Annotated in this window: 11 protein-coding genes and 2 pseudogenes; 7 read left to right on the forward strand and 6 right to left on the reverse strand. The window is 69.1% G+C overall.

Annotated features, from left to right (window positions below; genetic code table 11):
• Nucleotides 1–39 precede the first annotated feature (39 nt).
• Nucleotides 40–2,808: a cation-translocating P-type ATPase gene (locus IG99_RS13220; protein ID WP_037673278.1), complete on the reverse strand. Its 2,769-nt coding sequence runs from the start codon at nt 2,806–2,808 to the stop codon at nt 40–42.
• 287 nt (nt 2,809–3,095) lie between these two features.
• Here IG99_RS13220 and IG99_RS13225 point away from each other — a divergent pair, with 287 nt between their 5' ends.
• The 3 genes and pseudogenes from IG99_RS13225 to IG99_RS13235 all read left to right on the forward strand — a co-directional run.
• Nucleotides 3,096–3,983 carry a universal stress protein gene (locus IG99_RS13225; protein WP_037673280.1) on the forward strand — a complete coding sequence of 296 codons (888 nt, stop codon included), beginning with the start codon at nt 3,096–3,098 and terminating at the stop codon, nt 3,981–3,983.
• A gap of 171 nt (nt 3,984–4,154) precedes the next feature.
• Entirely contained in the window at nt 4,155–4,688 is a 534-nt protein-coding gene (locus IG99_RS13230) for a nuclear transport factor 2 family protein (protein WP_234311840.1), read from the forward strand.
• A gap of 121 nt (nt 4,689–4,809) precedes the next feature.
• A pseudogene (locus IG99_RS13235) lies at nt 4,810–5,847 on the forward strand (IS1380 family transposase); the annotation flags it as partial.
• Nucleotides 5,848–6,047: 200 nt separating this feature from the next.
• On the opposite strand, the gene IG99_RS13240 reads toward IG99_RS13235, so the two are convergent.
• Entirely contained in the window at nt 6,048–6,797 is a 750-nt protein-coding gene (locus IG99_RS13240) for an IS5/IS1182 family transposase (protein WP_037673282.1), read from the reverse strand.
• 515 nt (nt 6,798–7,312) lie between these two features.
• Between IG99_RS13240 and IG99_RS13245 the strand changes: the two genes are divergently transcribed.
• Both IG99_RS13245 and IG99_RS13250 read left to right on the forward strand, forming a co-directional pair.
• A complete protein-coding gene (locus IG99_RS13245; protein WP_051865309.1) occupies nt 7,313–7,726 on the forward strand; it encodes a lipocalin-like domain-containing protein in 414 nt (137 codons plus the stop codon).
• Nucleotides 7,723–8,682, forward strand: coding sequence for an ACP S-malonyltransferase (locus IG99_RS13250; protein WP_051865316.1), 960 nt, complete (start codon nt 7,723–7,725; stop codon nt 8,680–8,682). Before IG99_RS13245 ends, IG99_RS13250 begins: the two co-directional genes overlap by 4 nt.
• 71 nt (nt 8,683–8,753) lie before the next feature.
• Here IG99_RS13250 and IG99_RS51990 read toward each other — a convergent pair.
• The 3 genes and pseudogenes from IG99_RS51990 to IG99_RS13260 all read right to left on the reverse strand — a co-directional run.
• Nucleotides 8,754–9,284, reverse strand: a pseudogene (locus IG99_RS51990) (helix-turn-helix domain-containing protein); the annotation flags it as partial.
• Nucleotides 9,266–10,771 carry a MarR family transcriptional regulator gene (locus tag IG99_RS13255; protein WP_234311841.1) on the reverse strand — a complete coding sequence of 502 codons (1,506 nt, stop codon included), beginning with the start codon at nt 10,769–10,771 and terminating at the stop codon, nt 9,266–9,268. The pseudogene IG99_RS51990 and the gene IG99_RS13255, both read right to left, overlap by 19 nt.
• Nucleotides 10,772–11,655: 884 nt before the next feature.
• Nucleotides 11,656–13,854, reverse strand: a complete 2,199-nt coding sequence (locus IG99_RS13260; protein WP_037673283.1) for an MMPL family transporter — start codon at nt 13,852–13,854, stop codon at nt 11,656–11,658.
• A gap of 235 nt (nt 13,855–14,089) precedes the next feature.
• Here IG99_RS13260 and IG99_RS13265 point away from each other — a divergent pair, with 235 nt between their 5' ends.
• Together IG99_RS13265 and IG99_RS13270 are read left to right on the forward strand one after the other, a co-directional pair.
• Nucleotides 14,090–15,604 carry a flavin monoamine oxidase family protein gene (locus IG99_RS13265; RefSeq protein ID WP_107055913.1) on the forward strand — a complete coding sequence of 505 codons (1,515 nt, stop codon included), beginning with the start codon at nt 14,090–14,092 and terminating at the stop codon, nt 15,602–15,604.
• A 35-nt stretch (nt 15,605–15,639) separates the two neighbouring features.
• Entirely contained in the window at nt 15,640–16,125 is a 486-nt protein-coding gene (locus IG99_RS13270; RefSeq protein WP_037673285.1) for an SRPBCC family protein, read from the forward strand.
• A 279-nt stretch (nt 16,126–16,404) separates the two neighbouring features.
• On the opposite strand, the gene IG99_RS13275 is transcribed toward IG99_RS13270, so the two are convergent.
• A complete protein-coding gene (locus tag IG99_RS13275; RefSeq protein ID WP_394298006.1) occupies nt 16,405–18,510 on the reverse strand; it encodes an RICIN domain-containing protein in 2,106 nt (701 codons plus the stop codon).
• Between the last annotated feature and the right edge of the window lie 1,237 nt (nt 18,511–19,747).

Raw genomic sequence — 19,747 nt, forward strand, 5'->3', positions numbered from 1 at the left:
GCCGCATCCGGTGCCCGCCGTTGGCCGATGGACCCGAACTCACTGTGTTCTGCTGGGCTGCGGCTGCATGGTCCGTGCGCGCGTGCGGCGGCGGGTACGAGACCGCAGCACCGTCTTGACCAGCTCGCCGACCCACAGGATGGTCGAGCCGACGGCTGCGCACACGAGCCACTGGCTGGAGGTCAGGTTGGTCGTGGTGAAGAAGCCGTGCAGGGCGTCCATCTCGACGATGAGAACCAGCAGCACGATCACGGCGGCACCGGCGACGAACATCGAGGGGTTCTCCAGCGTCCGCCTGCTGAACACGCTGTGTGTGTCGTGCCGGACGTTGAGCAGGTTGTAGACCTGGAAGAAGACGAAGGTGACGAAGGCCATGGTGCCCGCGACGGTGGCCTGCCCCGCTTCCGCTTCCGGCCCTGGTCCCCAGGTCAGCACCGCGAGGGTGCCTGCCGCCATCACTGCGCTGGTCAGCAGGATCCGGGCAAGCCGCTTTCTGCTGAGGATGGGTTCGCCGGTCGGGCGTGGGGGTTTGCTCATCGCGTCCGGGCTGACGGGGTCGACTCCGAGGGACATCGCCGGCGGGCCGTCCATCACCAGGTTGACGAACAGGATCTGCAGTGCCGTGAACGGTGCGCCCCCTGCCAGGCCGGTCAGTGAGCTGACCAGGAACGTGGTCACGAAGCCCAGTGCCGTCGAGACCTGGAAGCGGACGAACTTCACGATGTTGTCGTAGATGCCCCGTCCCTCGCGGACGGCGGCCACGATGGTCGCGAAGTTGTCGTCGGTCAGGACCATCGTCGAGGCTTCCTTGGTCACCTCCGTCCCGGTGACGCCCATTGCCACTCCGATGTCGGCCCGGCGCAGCGCGGGTGCGTCGTTGACTCCGTCGCCGGTCATGGCGACCACGTCCCCGCGGGCCTGCAGCGCCCGCACGATCCGGATCTTGTGCTCCGGCGACACCCGGGCGACCACCCCCACCTCGTCAAACCGGCCGGGCAGGGCGTCGTCGTCGATCTGGTCCAGTTCGGCGCCGGTGATGGCCCGCCCCGGGATGCCGAGTTCACCGGCGATGGCCCCGGCGGTCCTCGCATGGTCACCGGTGATCATCCGGACCCGGATCCCGGCGTTGCGGCACTCGCCGATCGCCGCGCGCGCCTCCGTCCGCGGCGGGTCGACGATGCCGACCAGGGCCAGCAGCACCACCCGGTCAAGCAACTCCTTCGGGTCCTGTGGAGCCTGGAAGCCCTCGGCTGGGAAGTCCTCGGCCCCCAGGGCCAGTACCCGCATGCCCTGTCCGGCCAGGGCGCTGTTGGCCTGGCCGTAGCGCTGCCGGGCTTCCTCGTCGAACGGCAGGATCGTCTCGCCGCCGAGGTAGCGGTCCGCACGGTCGGCCAGCACATCAGGGGCACCCTTGACGAAGCACCGGATCACCTCGCGGCCGGTGTCATCGGTCCAGTCGTGGAAGGTCGCCATGAACTTGTAAGCGGAGTCAAAAGGGATCTCCAGTCGCCGGGGCCGCTCCTGGCGCAGCCGCGCCACGTCGATGCCGGCCTTCTCGGCCAGCACCACCAGCGCGCCCTCCGTTGGGTCCCCCACCACCTGCCCGTCCCGGAGCACGGCATCGGAGCACAGGGCCATCGCGGTCACCGCATCGTCCATGGTGGCCGGCACCGGCGAGCCGTCGGTGGTGCGGATGCGGCCGTCGAAGGAGTAGCCCTGGCCCGAGACCGTGAACCGGCGGCCGGCCAGCAGCAGCTCCCGCGCCGTCATCTGATTCAAGGTCAGTGTGCCGGTCTTGTCGGTGCAGATCTGCGAGGTACTGCCCAGGGTCTCCACCGATGCCAGCCGTTTGACGATCGCGCCTCGTTTGGCCATCCGTCCGGTCCCCATGGCCAGCGTGAAGGCCACGACGGCCGGCAGCCCTTCAGGGATGGCCGCGACCGCCAAGGACACGGCACTGACGAACAGGTCACCGAAATCCTGCCCGCGCACCAGCCCCAGGATGAAGACAGTGACGATGACCACCCCGGAGACCCAGGCCAGGGTGCGGCTGAGGGCGTCGATCTGCCGCTGCAGCGGTGTCGGCCCCGGCTGGGCCTTGTGGAGCATGTCGGCGATGCGGCCGGTCTCGCCGGCCATGCCGGTGTCGGTGACCAGAACCTCCCCGCGACCGCGGGTGACCGCCGTGTTCATGTACACCGCGGTCACCCGGTCTGCCAGCGGCACCTCGGCTCCGACGGTGGCATCCGCCGACTTCGCCGCCGCCATGGCCTCACCCGTCAGGACGGATTCCTGCACCTCCAGCGAGCTCGACGAGAACAGCCGGCCGTCGGCGGGCACCCGGTCACCGGGCGCCAGGACCACCACGTCCCCGGGCACGAGTTCCTCGGCGTCCAGCCGTGCCACTCGTCCGTCACGACGGACGGTGGCGGTCGTCACGGTCATCTGGCGCAGGGCATCCAGCGCCGCCTCGGCGCGAGACTCCTGAACAAACCCGATCGTCGCGTTGAGCAACACCACGACGACGATCGCCACCGGCGTCTCCCACTCCCGGGACACCACCAGGCTGACCGCCGCTGCAACCAGCAGGATGACGATCAGCAAGTCCTGAAACTGCCGTAGGAACGCCCGCCATCCGGGCTCTGCCGGAGCCTCCGCGAGCCGGTTCGGCCCATACTCCGCAAGCCGCCGCGCAGCCTCATCCGACGACAGCCCCGAGGAAAGATCCACATCGAGCCCGGCGGCCACTTCACCGGCAGACAGAGCGTGCCAGGAGGGCGGCAGTCCCGCGCTCGTCGAAGGAGCCATGCCCTCATTGTTTCCGCCACCGAGCGCTGACGCAGTACGGGCACAGCGTGGCGGGGACCAAGCCCCTGCGCCGAGCCGCCGACCGTCGAAACCCGACGACTCGACTTGTCTGAAGCCGGCCATCCCCGATCGCAACGTGCTGTCCGAACTGTTCGACAGCCCCGTGCTGAGCCCTGCTACCAGTGATTGACGGGCAGCCGCCGGACCAGCCCATGCGATGACTTCTTGATCCTTTGGCAGCAGGAAGTCGTCGGGGTGAACCTGGAAGGTACGGACAGGGAGGTGTGATGAGCGGTCTGGTTGTCGTGGGCGTCGACGGTTCAGCCTCGAGCCTGGCCGCAGTGGCGGCGGCGGCCCAGGAGGCGCGGTGGCGCGGCGCAGGGTTGCGGCTTGTGCATGCGTTCATCTGGCCCGCCATGCACGTGCAACTCGGCCCGTCGCCGCTGGGCCCTCCTGAGGGCGGCTTGCGCAACATGGTGGAACGCGTGCTGACCGAGGCGGAGGAGCGCGCCAGGACGGTGGCACCGGAAGTCGATGTCTTCCGCGCTGTGGTGACGGGTGAACCGCTGACGGTCCTGGAGGCGCAATCGCGTGCCGCGGACCTCGTGGTGGTCGGGTCGCGGGGTATGGGGAGCTTCATCGGGCTGATGGTGGGGTCGACGGCGGTGCATCTCGCAGCCCATGGCCGGTGCCCGGTTCTGGTCGTCCGCGAACAAGGCGAGGACACAGGGCCGATCATGGTGGGGGTCGACGAATCCTCGGCCGGTGCCGGAGCAGTGGATTTCGCCTTCGCCGAGGCGGCACTACGCGGGGTCGACCTCGTTGCCTTGCACGCCTGGACCACCTGGAACGCGCCGATGCCGACGCCGCAGGACGAGGCGGCGCCGTACGCGAACGCCCCGGAAGCGCTGGCCGCGCGGAAGGAACGTCTCCTGTCCGAGGCGCTCGCCGGCCACCAGGTGACGTACCCAGGCGTGAGCGTGAAGAGGGAGGTTGTCCACGGTGGGACGCGTGAGGCGCTGATCGAGGCGAGCCGCACGGCCCAGCTGCTGGTGGTCGGTGCACGCGGACGCGGCGGCTTTGCCGGACTTCTGCTCGGATCGGTGAGCCAGGCCATGCTGCATCATGCACAGTGCCCAGTGGCGGTGGTCCGCAGCCCCGACAACAGCCGCTGACCGGCGCCAAGACCTCTCGGACGCGGGCGGAAATACGGCGCGTCGCTGAGCGTCGGACAGGCGGTGAGTGCGGTCAGCATCCGGCGAGGGCCTGGCCCGGTCACATGATCGGCATCGCCCGTTACCACGACACCGCGCTCGGCGTGCTGAGCCTGGGATCAGACGGGTGAGGTGCTGCTGGTCGAGACAGTCCGCAACACCGGCTCGCATCAGGCGATAATGATCGTTAGCTGCCTGTGCGTATATCACTTGGGGGGTCTTGTGAGTCTGAGTCCGCGTGAGGTGTTTCTCCGCCTTGTTCATGGGGTCGCCGACGGGAACTCAAGCGAGTTGCCTGACCTGTACGGCGAGGTTACCGATGTCCGGCATCCGATGGCGACGCCGGAGTCCGAGCCGTTGACGAGTCGGCGTGCGCTCCGGGAGCACTTCACGGTGCCGCCGGAAATTCGGGAGTCCTTGCCGAAGAGGAGTGTCGTCGATGTCGTTGTCCACGAGACCGCCGATCCTGAAGTGATCGTCGCCGAGTTCGCCTACGAGTTCACGTTGCCGGACGACTCCAGGTCCAAGGTGCCCTGCGTCTTCGTCATGCGTGTGCGGGACGGTCAGATCATCGAGTCTCGCGACTACATCGACCCGATCCGTACGTACACGGCCCGCGGGGACCTCGACCGCCTCCTCGCGTCGTTGCGCAAGGGCGTTTCCTAACCTCGGGCTTTCCGAGGTGGGCTGTCCATCTGTTGATGATGAACGTAGAAAGTGCCTCTGACCAGCGAAAATGAGGATTGCTGAGGTCGTTGTTCCCGCCACCGCCGGAGGCACTTTCCAGGTGAAGAAGCGTATCGGGTTCTATCCGCGTGTCCGCGCCGAGGGCGGTGGTCGCGGCGTGGTTTCGCAGGCCGGTGCGGTGCTGCTGGTCGAGACGGCCCGCAAGACCGGTCTGGATGCGGCGATGTCGGCGGCGCTTGAGCCGTGGCGCAAGCCGCGGGCGGTGCACGATCCGGGAAAGATCCTGCTCGTTGTGGCGCTTGCCCTCGCGCTGGGCGGGGACTGCCTAGCCGACGTGGCCCTGTTGCGGGCTGAGCCGACCGTATTCGGGCCGGTGACCTCCGACCCGACGGTCTCTCGCCTGGTCGGACAGCTGGCCTCGGGCGGCAAGCGGGTCCTCGCCGCGCTGCGCACCGCCCGTGCCGAAGTGCGTGAACACGTCTGGCGGTTGGCCGGTGACGCGGCGCCGGATGCGGGCGGGCAGGTGATCGTGGACATCGACGGGGTCCTCGTCCTGGCGCACTCCGAGCAGCAGGACGCCGCCGCGACCTGGAAGAAGACGTTCGGGCACCACCCGCTGATGGGGTTCGTCGACCACGGCCGCGGCGGGTCTGGCGAGCCGGTCGTGGGCCTGCTGCGGCCCGGCAACGCTGGCTCCAACACCGCCGCCGACCACATCGAAGCCACGAAACTGGCCCTGGCCCAGCTGCCGAAACGGCTCCGGCGCGGGCGTCAGACGCTGATCCGTACCGACTCCGGCGGCGGCACCCACGAGTTCGTCGCCTGGCTCGCCCGGCGCGGGCTGTCGTACTCGGTCGGGATGACCATCACCGACGCCGTCCACCAGGCCGTCCTGAAGGTCCCGGCCTCGGCCTGGACGCCGGCCGTGGAACCCGACGGCGACATCCGCGACGGCGCCTGGGTGGCCGAACTCGCCGGCGACTGCCTGACGGGCTGTCCGAAGGGCCTGCGGCTGATCGTGCGCAAGGAGCGGCCGCACCCCGGTGCCCAGTTGCGTTTCACCGACGCCGACGGCATGCGGTTGACCTGCTTCGCCACCAACACGGCCAGCGAGGCGATCGCCGCCCTCGAACTGCGCAGGTCTGAGCAGGTCGCTTGGGCGGCGTAGCGGGTTGCGCCGCCAACGCCACCAGCGCATGGTGCGTATGGGCGGTGGCTGGGCTAGGATCGGTTACTACGACTTCCTCTCCGCCAACCCCTTCCTGGTTGTTGACGCGGACAGCCGGGAGGCGTCGCTGCTCAGACTCGCTGGCTTCGACCCCCGCACACTGAGCTTCTTCAGCGTTGCCGCTCCAGGGTGAGGATGGCCTGGGCGATTGACGTCATGCGGTTTGGACTGCACCGGGATCTGCGGAAGATCTGCCAGGACTTCAGGCGGGCGACGCCGCGTTCGACGGGTGCCCGTGCCGCAGACAGGGCCCGGTTGACGGTCTTCTCGGTGAGGGTGAGTTCCCGCAGGGGCCTACGTTTGATCCCCGTGGTCACGCAGGGGCCTGCGCCTTGGTAGGCGAGGTCGGCGAGGATGGGGACGCCCTGGCGCTCGCAGATGCGGATGATCCGGTGGGTGCGGGCCGCGGTCAGGTCGTGGGCCCGGCCCGGCATGGCCGGTGAGAGCCACAGCAGTCGGCCGCCCGGATCGGTGACCACCTGCACGTTCACCCTGTGGCGGCGGTGCTTGTGGGAATAGTCCGCGCGTCCGTCACCGACTCGGTCGCACTCGGCAAGAGTGCCGTCCAACAGGACGAAGTCCGCCTCGGCCTCGCGCAGGACCTTCAGCAGACCCGGCACGCGCTCGGCGAGCAGGTCGACGACCGCACTGGTGTAGGCGTGAGCGGTGGACTCGCTGATCCCGAACCCGGCAGCAATCTTCGCCAGGGTGATGTGTTCGCGCAGGTACACCAGCGCCACCATCGCACGCTGCGACGGGCGAAGCTTGCAGCGCCGGTCACCCTCACGGGTGACGACCAGCATCGTCACCCACTCCACCAGCGCATGCGGCAGGTCGAGTGCGGCAGGATAGATGACCAACGAGGCCCCCGAGCAACGTGATTGAGACGTCAGACATCTCGATCAACGTTCGGGGGCCTCGCTCGTTGCGCGTCATGAACGTCACCTCCTCGGCGGCCAGCTCGAAGAAACTCACCGACCGCCGAGATCTGGCACAACGACTACACGCGACCACCCGTCCTACGCTCAGTGATCGCCTTCGATCACTGCCCCCTTGGAATCGTTCATCTAGTAGCGGATCCCTGCTACGATTGCGCCCGCCGCTGAGTGCTTCTGTTGCTTTCTGGGGGGATTCGTTCAACAGTTCGGCCCGGTGGACCGCAGTACCGCACGCAGCGGAGATCTTCTCGTTTCTGCAGCCTTCTGCAGCGCCAGTGCCTGCACAGACGCCAGGCAGGCGGACGACTGACCCCACTTGAGACCCGGCAAAGGCGTCGGCGACCACACCTTCGGGGTGTAGACGGGCAGTGTCCGTTCGCGAGGGTGGAACTCCCATGCCGACATGTCGGACTTGTAGCGAAGAAAGGGAAGCAGCCATGGATACGCTGACCAGGATTGAGGTCGGTAGCGTCATCGGTGCGTGGCAACTGGAGTCGTTCACGTCGACCGATGTCCACGGGGCCATTGCTCATCCGTTGGGGACCGATGTCCAGGGCATGCTCATCTACACGTCGGATGGTCACGTCTCGGCCCAACTCGCCGGCCAGGACGGCTACATCGGCTATGCCGGTACCTACCAGTGGCTCGGTGACAGCGTGATTCACCGTTCGATGGTCGGCAGCCCCGCTGAGTTCAGCGGCGCTGAACTGCCCCGCACGGCTCGCCTGGAGTTAGGCCGTCTCAGCCTCGCCACGCTCCCCGCCGACGGCTACCCGGTCCTTACCGCGACCTGGCAGCGCGCCACCCCGGCGCCCGTCCTTCCGGGTGCGGGAAACGGTGACAGACGATGATGCCGCACCCGTCCGATATGCCGCGCGGTGGCGTGGTCTTCCTGTTTCCGGGACAGGGCATCTCCCCTTGCGGCGCCCTGGCAAGCCTGTACGACGACCTCGGAGTGCCTCCCGCGGCCCGGAAGGAGACCGACCGGATCCTTGATGAGGTCGACGAGGTGGCATCGACGCACGGATACGGACCGGTTCGTGACGTGCTGCTGGCCGACCGTTGCCCCCAGGATGCGCCGCCGCTTCCCTACGGCACCTCGCAGTTGGCCCATTTCGCGGCCTCCGTCGCCACGGCCCATGCCCTCGCCGCCATGGGAATTACCCCAGACCTGATCGTGGGCCACAGCCTCGGCGAATTCTCGGCCTTCGTGACCGCCGGAGCGTTCACTGTCGCAGAAGGAGCTCACCTCGTATGCGCATTGAATGACGCCTACCGACCCGTCATCGGCGAGGGCGCCATGGTCCTGATCCTGGGCGAGGCGGGGGGCACCCAGGCCATGCTCGCCGACCTCGGCCGCGAAGACCTGGCGATAGCCTGTGTCAACTCTCCGAAGGAGACGATCGTCAGCGGCCCCCGAGCCGCTATAGCCGCCCTTCGCACCCTGGGTGACACTCGTCGGCTGTTCGAACTTGACGTCCCCTACGCGGCCCACCACCCCAGCCTCCAGGACATCCACGGCCGCTTCCTCGACAACGCCAAGGGTCTATGCCAGCGACCGCTGAGCGTCGCGGTGCACTCTCCCGTCCAGCGCCGCCCCTGCAGCGACGCTGACGACTTCCTCCTGGCCCTCGCCGATCTCATCTCCAAACCCGTGTACTTCGCCGAGACCGTGAGCCGCTTGGCGCCGGTTGACCAACGGCTGTTCATCGAGCTCGGAGCAGGTGACACCCTCAGCCGCTGCGTGCGCGCAACTCTGCGGGGCGCCCGCACCGTCGTCCCCCTTGCGCCTCCGAAGAAGAGGTAGACCGAGGCCGGGAGAGGCTCCGATGGCCCCTCGCCGGGAGTGGGGCCATGTCGGTGCTGGGGCCGCATGCGCGTGTTGGCCGCGTGCAGGAGCCGGTAGACCGTGGCCACCGAGTAGTTGCAGTCCTCAGCAAGCTCCGGCACGGTGGCGCCAGCCTCGTACCGTGCCCGCAGGGACAGCGCGAGCTTCTGCCGCTCAGCGGCCCGCGCTGCGGCGCGCATCCGCAGCGTCTGCTGCGGGGTGCGCACGGTGCCGCCGGCCTCGATCAGCAGGCGCCGGGCAGCAGGCCTCGTCCCAGCCCCCGCCGCGGCGAGCTCGGTGAGGGTCGCGCCGTGCTGCTCGTACAGGGCGCGGAGATGCGCTGCGAGACGCTGGCGCGCCTGTGGATCCTGGCGCATCCGGCGGGTCTGCCACGACGTGCGCATCTCGGTCCCGGCCTCGTGCAGCCGGTTGAGGACCGTGCCGTACGACAGCCCACTCGCGGCGACCAGTTCGTCGACCGTGGCACCGGACTCATACTGCTCGCGCAAGGCCGCAGGGGTCACCGGCTGGTTCGCGGCAGGTGTGGTTGAGGGTTGTTGGTTCATGCGGCGGAGTTCCATTCGCTGAGGGCTTCGGCGTGGGCGACGGCCAGCTCGTCGTAACTGCGCTGGTCGGCAGGGGTGATGAGGATCAGGCGGCCGTCAGTGGCGACCCGCCAGCCGGCAGCGGTACGGCCGGTAGCCGGGTCGAGGACCCGCCTGTCGGGGGCATGCCACGCGGGCGGGATCTCGTCAGGACGCGGCGCTGGGACCACGACCTGGTGACCGTCGCGGACGATCACCACGGCCTTGCTGCGGTGCTCCGCAAGCCGCTCCAGCGCTTCCCGGTAGGTGGCGCGTTGGGCCGCGTGCACGGCCTTGCGCCGCGCAGCAAGACCCGTAGTGCCGTATTGCTCTGCCACCGTGTCCCAGCCCAGTGCTGGCACGGCGTCGTGCCCGGTAGCAGGGGCAGGGAGGCCGCTACCGAAGCCCTCCAGAGCACGCGGTGCCAGGGCCCATGTCTCCCCGGTGCGGTGGACGAGGCCGTGGTCGGCGAGGCGGCGCAGAGTCCGATAGGTGGTCGCGCGGGAGACCGAGGAGGTACCGACGAGCTCGGCGACCGTCTGGTGGGGGCGTTGGTGCAGAGCGCTGATGAGCATGAGGGCGGCGCTGCCGAGGCCGTGGTAGGCGAAAGCGTCGTGGCCCATCAGACGGCCGAGGACGGTGGAGTCGATGTCGGCCGTCGTGGCCGTCTCAGGGGTGGTCCACTCCTCAAGTGCCGGTTCGGGGGGGAACTGAGTGGTCCGGAAACGAGACGGCAGAACCGGGGCACCGTGGCTGGGGGCGCTGCCGTCGCCGAGGTACCAGGTCGAGCCCTCCCGGCCGTGGCCCACCCGCAGCCGACGCAGCCAGCCCTGCGGCTTGAGGACCGTCTCATAGACGGCCCGCAAGGTGGTGCGGGAGATGCCCGCTTCCTCCGCGGTCTGCCGTTCACTGGCGTGGTGCAGGGGGCCGCCCGCGATCTCGGCGAAGGTCAGATGCGCCCGCAGCACCCGCAGCGCGGTCCGTCCCCGCTCCCCGCGCCAGGGCGTCGTCTCGATCCGGTCCCGCAGCGCGGCGAGAACCTCGTACGCGTCGTGCCGGGAGCCCAGCGCCATGGTGGCGCTGACCGCTTCCGTTGCGCTGGCCCACACCCGGCGGATGTAGTCCAGAGCCCGGGACCGCCCAGAGCGCAGCGCGATGTTGCGGGCGTGCCGACCGCCTTCGTGCTCGGGGTACAGCAGGAGCTGCGTCAGATGGCCGAGGGTTCCGCCGGCACGGGCCACGTGGCAGGCGATGGCCGCGGTGATCCGGTGCCCGTGTTCGGCCGCGCCCTGATGGTCGGCGCGCAGGGCAACGGTCCGGCGGTCGGAGGCGAGCCTGCTGTAACTGCCGGTCGCGTAGCGGCCGGTGAGGTCGCCGAGCAGGATCAGGTCCGTTGCGGCCGACGGCAGGTGGGAGAGGCCCAGTGGGCCGTGAAGGTGGGGGAGGTGTCGTTGGGGGAGTGGCTTGTGGGTGCTGTCTGGCACGGTGGGGTCGTCTCGCAAAGACGTGGACGCCACCCAGGCCCGCTAAAACCACGGGTGGTGTCCGGAACCAACCTCCATCGGTGCCGGCAAGGTCTTCAGGACGGCCATCCTGAAGGCCCTTTTTTCTGCCCGGCCCCGAGTGGAGGCAGGCGTCCCCATCGCAGCTCGACCGAGGTCGAACCAGAGCCCCGCCAGAGTGGTCCACTCGTGATCCACACCGGTCAACTCAGGTCCCTCAGAGTCCAGTTGCAGAGGTCGCTGCCTCTGACTGCCTCTGAGCGGCCGGGTCGAACCGGGGTCGAATCAGAGTGTTTTCCTCTGACTGCCTCCGCTCGCCTCTGCAACCCGTCCTAGCAGGTCACGGCCTCATCGCCCCCACACAAGTGCAGGTCAGAAAGGTGCGCTAGCTGTACCACTGGTTCCTGGCGAAGGCGGTCATGTGGGGCATGGCTGCGGCTCCCGTCGTTGGGCGATGGCGACATCGTCCGGAAGGGCGTCGCGGGGAAGCAATACCTCTTCGGCCTCACGGAAGGAGCAGGGGAAAGTGCCAGCTCATGGCGGGTTCTCGTCCGTGGCAGCCGAAAACGTGCCGGGCGGGCCGGGGCGCCTGCCACAGGCGACCCGGGTTGACGCCTGACCCGGGCGGACCCGGCCTTCCGCCGAGCCCGCCACGCGGGCTCCCTACCGGAGCCGGAGCCGGTAACCGTCGCCGAAGCAGTCGCCGAGCGGGGCGACGACGGCGGGATGCTGCCGGTCGTGCGGCAGGCCGAGCCGGACCAGCATGTCGCGTGGTGCCGGGGCGGGCGAAGCCCTGGCCCGGAGGTGGCGCCCCCTCCGGGCCAGGGCCCCTGCGTGCACCCCTGCGGATCCGCTGAGCAGTCGGTTCAGGGGACTCGCGCGGGCTCCTTGTGCTCCGCCTCCGAGGCTTTCTGGAGGCGTGTGCCCTCGACGTCGAGGTCGGGCAGGACGCGGTCGAGCCAGGCCGGGAGCCACCAGGCGTGTCGTCCGGCGAGGGCGAGGACCGCCGGGACGAGGGTCAGGCGGACTGCGAAGGCGTCGATGGCAACGCCGACGGCGAGCGCGAAGGCGATGGGCTTGATCAGGGCGTCGTCGAGCGGGAAGAACCCGGTGAAGACGGTGAACATGATCAGGGCGGCCGCGGTGACGACTCGTACGCTGTGCCGTGCGCCGTCGATCACGGATCGGTGGGCCACGCCGGTGTGGACCCATTCCTCCCGCATTCCGGAGACCAGGAAGACCTCGTAGTCCATGGCGAGTCCGAAGAGCACACCGATCAGGATGATCGGCAGGAAGCTGACGACGGGACCGGTGTGGGCGAGGCCGAGGGTGTCCGCCAGCCAGCCCCACTGGAACAGGGCGACGACCATGCCGAGCGAGGCCGCCACCGACAGCAGGAATCCGACGGCGGCCTTGAACGGGATGATCAGGGAGCGGAACACCATGGTGAGCAGGATGAGGCTCAGGCCGACGACGATCGCCATGAACGGCAGGAGGGAGTCGCTGAGGCGGTTGGAGACGTCGATGTTGACGGCGGTGGTGCCGGTGACCGCGACGGTTGCTCCGGTGGTTTGGCGGATGTCGGGGGCGGCGGCACGGATGTCGCGGACGAGTCGGGCGGTGCGAGCGCTGTCGGGACCGGTCTCGGGTATGACCTGGATGACGGTCTGCGCGGGGTCGCGCGTGGGCACGGGGGGCAGTACCGCCTTGACCCCCTTGAGGTCCCGCAGCTCGCGCGCGGCCTGAGCACCCGCCCGCGCCCCGGTCCGGTCCTCGGTCTCGGTCAGCACCAGGAGCGGGCCGTTGAAGCCGGGGCCGAACTTGTCGTCGACCGCGTCGTACGCCTTGCGTTCGGTGGAGGCGACCGGGGCCGAGCCGTTGTCCGGCAGGGCCAGGCGCAGGTCCGCCACGGGGAGCGCGAGTGCGACGAGGATGCCGACGACGGCCAGGACGGTGAGCAGGGGCTTGGCGACGACGCTCCGCACCCAGCGGGCGCCCAGGGTCGCCCTACCGGCGGATCCGTCGGGATCGGTGGCCCGCTGGGCCTCCTTGCTGCCGGGCTTCGGGGCCAACCGGGTGCCGGCGAATCCGGCGAGAGCCGGGAGCAGGGTGATCGCGGCCAGAACCGCGACGAGGACGGCTCCGGCGGCACCGAGACCCATCACGGTCAGGAACGGGATGCCGATGACGCTCAGTGCGGCCAGAGCGATGATCACGGTGCTGCCGGCGAAGACGACCGCACTGCCGGCCGTGCCGTTGGCCAGCGCGATGGACTCCTGCGGATCGGTACCGCGGGCGAGCTGCTGGCGGTGGCGGGACAGGATGAACAGGACGTAGTCGATCCCCACGGCCAGCCCCAGCATCAGCGCGAGCGTGACGGCGGTGGAGGAGATGCTGACCGCCGGAGTGAGGGCGAGCAGTCCGGCGAGTCCCACGGCCACACCGAGCAGGGCCGGCAGCAGTGACATGCCCGCGGCGAGCAGGGAGCCGAAGGTGACGACGAGGACGAGCAGGGCGACGGCGACACCGATGATCTCGGACGGGCCGATGTGCACGCCGTTGCTGCCGTAGACACTGCCGCCGACCGAGGTCCTGAGCCCGTCCTTCTCGGCCGCCTCGGCCGCCCGTTCGATCACGTCCAGGGACGAAGGGCGCACCTCGGCCCGCTGCACCGAGTACTGCACCTGCACGACCGCCGTGCTCCGGTCGGCCGACACGGCCCCGGAGAGGCCGGGGCCCACGACGGCTTTCACCTGGGGCGCCTTCGTGACCGCCGCCTCGGCTCCGGCGATGGTCGCGGTGTACCGGGCCTCGGTGATGCGGTGGCCCTCGGGTGCGGTGAAGACGATCTGGGCGCCCGCTCCGGAGGCTTCGGGCAGCGTCTTGCCGAGCGTGTCCAGCGCCCGCTGCGACTCGGTCCCCGGCACGGTGAAGCGGTCGTCGAGCTTGCCGCCGAAGACGCCGACGCACGTGATGAGCGCGGCAAGGACCACGAGCCAGACGCCGAGCACCAGCTTGCGATGACGGAAGGCACTGCGGCCCAGTCGATGGAGCAGGACAGCCATGACGAACTCCCAAGGTCGGTAAGGGATTTCCCGGACGTCTCGTCGCGGACGCGGGTCGAACGACGGAGCCGGTCGGCCCGCGCCGTCGAGCGGCTACGGGCATGAGGCATTCCGGTGCCGTGGACGGCCCCCGGGCCGCTTCGAGCACCGACTTTATCACTTGCTCAAGTCGTACGATCAAATCGCTTAACTTGAACCGCCGACATTGTCACTCGACCATGTCGTCTGTATGGTGATGGCCACCGGAGCACACCGTCCCCGGGAGAGCCAGGTCATGGGCCTGTGCCGCTTTCCCCGCGGAGCACTTCGCAGCGCCGGGACCACCCCACGACAAGGAGTGATCATGAGCAGCACGCAGAGCAGGGACATCGCGACGTCACGCCAGGTCCGCAGGGCGGATGTGGTGGTGATCGGTGCGGGGCTGGCGGGTCTGACCGCGGCGCGGGAACTCGGCGCTGCGGGCAAGTCGGTGGCCGTACTGGAGGCCCGTGACCGGGTCGGCGGCCGGCTGCTCAACCACGACCTCGGCGACGGTCAAGTGACCGAGATCGGTGGGCAGTTCGTGGGCCCCACCCAGGACCACATCCTGGCGCTGGCCAAGGAGGTCGGCGTGGACACCTACCGGGCCGCCGTCCCCGGCGAGGCCGTCTACGTCCACGACGGCAGGGCCAAGCGGTTCACCGGGCATACCCCGCCGGACCTGTTCGCGCTGCCTGACATGGGCATCGCCCTGGCCCGCATCGGCCAGGCCGCGGCCAAGGTGGACCCGGCCGCCCCATGGCAGGCCCCGAACGCCCGCGAACTGGACGGCATGACCTACGAGACCTGGCTGCGCAAGGCCGAGATCACCGGCGACGCCGTCGACATGATCAACCTGTTCCTGAACTCCGCCTACGGCGGCGAGGCACGCGACGCGTCCGCGCTGTTCAGCCTCTGGTACGTCTCGACGTTCGGCAACGAGACGCACCCCGGCACCATGGAACGCGGCACCGGCACCACCGGCGGCGCCCAGGACAGCCGGTTCGTCGGCGGCTCGCAGCTGGTCGCGCAGCGGCTGGCCGAGGAGCTCGACGGCCGCGTCCATCTGTCGGCGCCAGTGCGGCGCGTCAGCCAGGACTCCACCGGTGTCACCGTGATCTCAGACGCCGGTGACTGGCGGGCCGACCGGGTGATCGTCGCCGTCCCGCCGCTGGTGGCGTCGCGGATCCTGTGGGATCCGCTGCTTCCGGCCCAGCAGGACCAGCTCTTCCAGCGGCTGCCGTTCGGCACGCTCATGAAGTGCGTGGCTGTCTACGACAAGCCGTTCTGGCGGGCGGAGGGCCTGTCCGGCATGGGGCTGCTGCGCGACGGCTCCCCCATCCGCGAGATGTTCGACAACACCCCGCCCGACGGCGGGCCGGGCGTGCTCATGGGCTTCCTCGGCGGCAAGGAATGGCGCAAGTGGGCCCACCGTCCGGCCGCCGAGCGCCGCGGCGCCGTCCTGCGCTGCTTCGCCCAGGTCGTCGGGGACCGCGCCTTCGACACCGTCGACTACGTCGAGCAGGACTGGACCGCCGAGCAGTGGACCCAGGGCGGCCCCACCTCCGTCGCCGCCCCCGGCGTGCTCAGCGACTTCGGGCAGTGGATGGGCCGCCCCCACGGCCGCGTGCACTGGGCGGGCGCCGAGTTCTCCCCCTACTGGAACGGCTACATGGACGGCGCCGTCCGCTCCGGCAAGCACACCGCCACCGAACTCCTGCACCAGATCTGAGTGCAAGAAGCACCGACAAGCAAGGGAACCCTGCCATGAACCGTTTCGTCGTCGCCGAGACCGCCGTCATCGACGCCCCCATCGGGCGGGTGTGGGACGTCGTCTCCCGCACCGACCGGTACGCCGAGTGGGTCGCCGGCGCCATCGAGGTCACCGACCACCACGGCGTCGCCACCGTCGGCAAGACCTACGCCGAACGCAACCGCACCCTCGGCCCGTTGAAGACCGACTCGGTCTGGACCGTCAGGGAGATCGAGCTCCGCAAGCGCCGCGTCGACACCGGCACCGGCTTCACCCCGCTCCGGGACGTCACCAACACCTTCGAGTTCCGCCCGGTCCAGAGCGCCGACGGCCGGGAGGTGACGGAGATGCTCTACCAGGTCGAGTACGCCATCGGCCTCGGTCCACTGGGACTGCTCCTCGACTCCATACAGCAGCCCGCGATGCGTGCCGGCATGCGCACTTCCATGGCCAACCTCAACACCCTGCTCCGTTCCGAGGCATCGAGGACCGCCCTCTGACCGGCGGCGCAGGCTCCTGGGCCCGTGGGCCGGTCGCCCGTCCGACCGGCCGCAGGCCCAGGGAGGGCGTCGCCGTCGGCAGCACCCGCGCCATCGCCGCCGAACTCGGCGTGCACAGGCGTCCCGGCCGGAGGAGAGCCGCCAGTTCCTGGAGAGTGCTCGTAGTCCTGCAGGCCACGTCCGCTGGGCACAGTCGCCACCCCTGAACCGGGGGGTGGCGACGGCCGTCAGAACACAGGATTCGGAGCAGGCCCCTTGGGCCTCACCCTGTCGTGCGCACTACGACAGGGTCCACTTCTGGTTGTTGGTGCCGTTGCAGGTCCACAGGACCAGTTTGGTGCCGTTGGCGGTCGCCCCGCCGGTGGCGTCCAGGCAGAGGTTGGCCTTCACGTTGGTGAGAGTGCCGTTCGCGTTGACGTTCCACTGCTGGTTCGTGCCGCCGTTGCAGTCCCAGATGATCACCCGGGTTCCGTTGGTCGTGCCGCCGTTGTAGGCGTCCAGGCACTTGTTGCCGTAGACCACGAACTGCTTGCGGGACGTGACGTTGATCCACGACTGGTTCTCACCGCCGTTGCAGTCCCACAACTGGGCGTCGGTGTTGTTGGTGATCGTGTTGTCGTTGATGTCGAGGCAACGGTTCGACTGGCTTCCGACCACCTGGGTGCCGTTCGTGCCGGGCAGCGGACGGACCTCGATGGCGTCGAAGTCCGGGGTCCAGGCGGTGGAGTTGGACAATGTCAGCGTGTTCGACGAGCCCTTGGCCAGGGACACCTCGACCGAGACGGTGCCGGGCGTGGTCCACGAGCCGGTGGGCGGGAAGGACACCGTGGTGGGCTGCTGGCCGTTGACCTGGAGACGGGCGGTACGGGCCGTGCTGCCGCCGTTGGTGTAGGCGATGTCGACGACCTTGGTGCCCGTGGCGCCGGCCGCGACGTTGTTGAAGCGCAGGGTGTTGGCGGCGCCGTTGCCGACGTTGCCGACCTTGGTGCCGCCGGAGCAGTTCGCGCAGGTGGCGTTGGCCGCGGAGCCGGTCTTGGTGTTGGCGGTGGCCTCGGCCTCGTACGTGGAGCTCGCCGCCTCGGTGCCGCCGGTGACGGTGAGCAGGACCGTGTCCTTGGCGGGCACGGAGACGGTGTAGCCGGTGCCGAAGCTGCCCACGTCGGAGCGCGTCCAGAGGTTACGGACCGTGGCCGAGGTGTCGGTCAGACCCAGGTCGGACCAGCGCACGGTCATGTTCGCGGCGGCGGAGGTCCGGTTGAGCAGGAGGACGGCACGCTTGCCGGTGCCGGACAGGACCTTGCTGTAGACCTGGAGGCCGGTGGTGTCCTCGGCGACCTTGACGCCCTGCAGTCCGCGCGCGTCCTGGTCGACGGCGACGACCTCGGGGTTGGCGAGGATGTCGCGGGTCTCGGTGGTCATCGTGGCCAGGTTGTTGCCGGCGAGCAGCGGGGCGCCCGAGATCGCCCACAGGTTCATGTGGCTGCGGTTCTGGGCGGCGGTGAAGCCGGTCATGCCGACCATCAGCATGTCCGGGTCGTTGTAGTAGCCGGTGTGCTGCCCCGAGGGGTGGACGTTCCTGTCGAAGTTGGTGAGCAGGTTGGTCCACGAGGGCTGGTTGCCGAAGAGGATGATGTCGTCGTTGGTGCGCCACAGGGAGGACATGCCGGCGCCCCAGTTCCACGGGTTCTGCCTGCCCCAGTTGCATACGGACAGTTTCAGCTCGCGGCCGGTGGCGGCGGTCGCCCTGGCGATCGAGTCGCTGATGGCCTGGAACGTCGTCTTCGCGTCGAGGCCCTCCTTGTCACCGCCGCACCAGTCGACCTTGACGTAGTCGAAGCCCCACTTGGCGAACTGCAGGAAGTCCTGGTCGTAGTGGCCCTCGCTGCCGCTGCCGGGCGCGGCCGGGCGGCCGGTCGGGAAGTAGTAGCCGCAGCCGTCCTTGCCGGCGTCGGTGTAGATACCGGCCTTGAGGCCCTTGCTGTGGATGTAGTCGGCGATGGCCTTCATGCCGCCCGGCCACTCCGTCTCGTCGACGGTGATGTTGCCGGCGCTGTCGCGGGTGCCCTGCCACCAGCCCTCGTCGATGTTGACGTACTGGTACCCGGCCGCGGGCAGGCCGGCCGCGACGAGTGCGTCGGTCTGCGACTTGATCACGCCGGCGTCGATCTTCGCGGCGAAGCTGTTCCAGGAGGCCCAGCCCATCGGCGCGCGGTCCACCGCGACCTGGTTGGACGTCACCGCGACCGGTTCCGCCCGGTCGAGCTCGTTGCTCTGCTGGTGCTGGAGACCGACCAGCGCACCGGCGGCCATCGCGAACAGCGCGGTACGGGTGAGAACGGCTCTGGCCAGGCGTCTTGCACGCGGGACGCGCTGCTGAAGGAGCATGAAGGTTCCTTTCGGAGGCACAACAACAAGCACACGAAGGCTGGTCGATATGTCGAACGGTGCACGATTTGCCGAACGGGCCGGCGCTGAAGCTATGGTTCGGGTCGTGCGGAAGTCAACGGGTCGCCCTTGATTTCCCAGGGCGTCGTGGCTGACGGCCGCTACCGGTCCGCCATCTGGCCGTGGTTCACAGGAGCGGTGGCGCGTCCCCAGGTCGGCTGGACTGTACGGCGCCCGGACAGCCATGACGGAGGCGGGAGGGGCGTGGGCGCGGGCACCCGCGCGGAACCCGACCGCTACGGCAAGGTTTTCGATGACCATGCCGCGCACACACTCGCTCCAGCACTTCGACGTGTCTTCCACGTGCTCCCGCTCCGGCAATCCGGTCGCGGTCTGATCGGTATGCTCCCTGCGCCTGGTGGGCAACGCGCGCCGTTCTCGCTGGTGGGGGCGGTGGGGGCGCGGAGGGTGGACGCTGGTCGCGGGTTCGAGCGGACGGCTTTTGCGATGTGCCTCACGTGCGGGCAGCGGCAGCCGGTGGCCTGGGAGAGACGCCGGCGTCACGGGGCCGCAGCGGCCTGGATCGGCACGTTGCCAGGGTGTTCGTCTCCTCGGAGGTCGGCCACGCCAAGCCGCATCCGAGGTGTTTCAAAGGCCGTGAGCGACGCACTGCTGGGCAGTCAGGTCGTGTGCGTGGTTGTGGGCGACAGCCTGGACGGGGGCGCACGCCCGGCAGCGCCCCGGGATGGCCAGCGGTCCACTTGTGCGGTGACCTCGGCAACGGTGATGGGCCCTGGACACGCGTCAGTGCGATCGACGACGTAGTCCCCAGGTGCTCTCACGGCACGGACGCCTCCTGACGGACCGTCCCATGTGAACCATCGACCGGCAACGAAGCGGCAACGAAGCGGCAACGAAGTCCTCATGCCCAACGGAATCCGGAAGTGATCACCGCTGAGAAAACCTCACTCAACGAATGGCTACCGGTGAGTCCGGTGACTAATTACCCAGTCCGCTCGAGCCTTTCTGATGATTACACGTGTCGTCGTGACGATCACGTTGGCGGCCTCCCATGTTCAAGTCCGCGTCGGTTTTGCTAGATTGACGCCCAAGTCTCCGAGGTGAATTCGGGCAGGTCCCGCAGTTCACGGAGACGGAATTCCCCCCCCATGCCTTCATCAAGGCTTTCTTTGGATGCCCGAAAACCGTTGCGGCTGAGATTGGCTGCCTCCAGTCA

The sequence above is a fragment of the Streptomyces griseus subsp. griseus genome, from assembly GCF_000720255.1.
Taxonomy (GTDB): domain Bacteria; phylum Actinomycetota; class Actinomycetes; order Streptomycetales; family Streptomycetaceae; genus Streptomyces; species Streptomyces griseus_I.

What these genes read in the sequence shown, in the direction of transcription:
- IG99_RS13220 (WP_037673278.1), bottom strand. Translation starts at nt 2,808, where the DNA reads ATGGCTCCTTCGACGAGCGCGGGACTGCCGCCCTCCTGGCACGCTCTG.
- IG99_RS13225 (WP_037673280.1), top strand. Translation starts at nt 3,096, where the DNA reads ATGAGCGGTCTGGTTGTCGTGGGCGTCGACGGTTCAGCCTCGAGCCTG.
- IG99_RS13245 (WP_051865309.1), top strand. Translation starts at nt 7,313, where the DNA reads ATGGATACGCTGACCAGGATTGAGGTCGGTAGCGTCATCGGTGCGTGG.
- IG99_RS13250 (WP_051865316.1), top strand. Translation starts at nt 7,723, where the DNA reads ATGATGCCGCACCCGTCCGATATGCCGCGCGGTGGCGTGGTCTTCCTG.
- IG99_RS13260 (WP_037673283.1), bottom strand. Translation starts at nt 13,854, where the DNA reads ATGGCTGTCCTGCTCCATCGACTGGGCCGCAGTGCCTTCCGTCATCGC.
- IG99_RS13265 (WP_107055913.1), top strand. Translation starts at nt 14,090, where the DNA reads ATGGCCACCGGAGCACACCGTCCCCGGGAGAGCCAGGTCATGGGCCTG.
- IG99_RS13270 (WP_037673285.1), top strand. Translation starts at nt 15,640, where the DNA reads ATGAACCGTTTCGTCGTCGCCGAGACCGCCGTCATCGACGCCCCCATC.
- IG99_RS13275 (WP_394298006.1), bottom strand. Translation starts at nt 18,510, where the DNA reads ATGCTCCTTCAGCAGCGCGTCCCGCGTGCAAGACGCCTGGCCAGAGCC.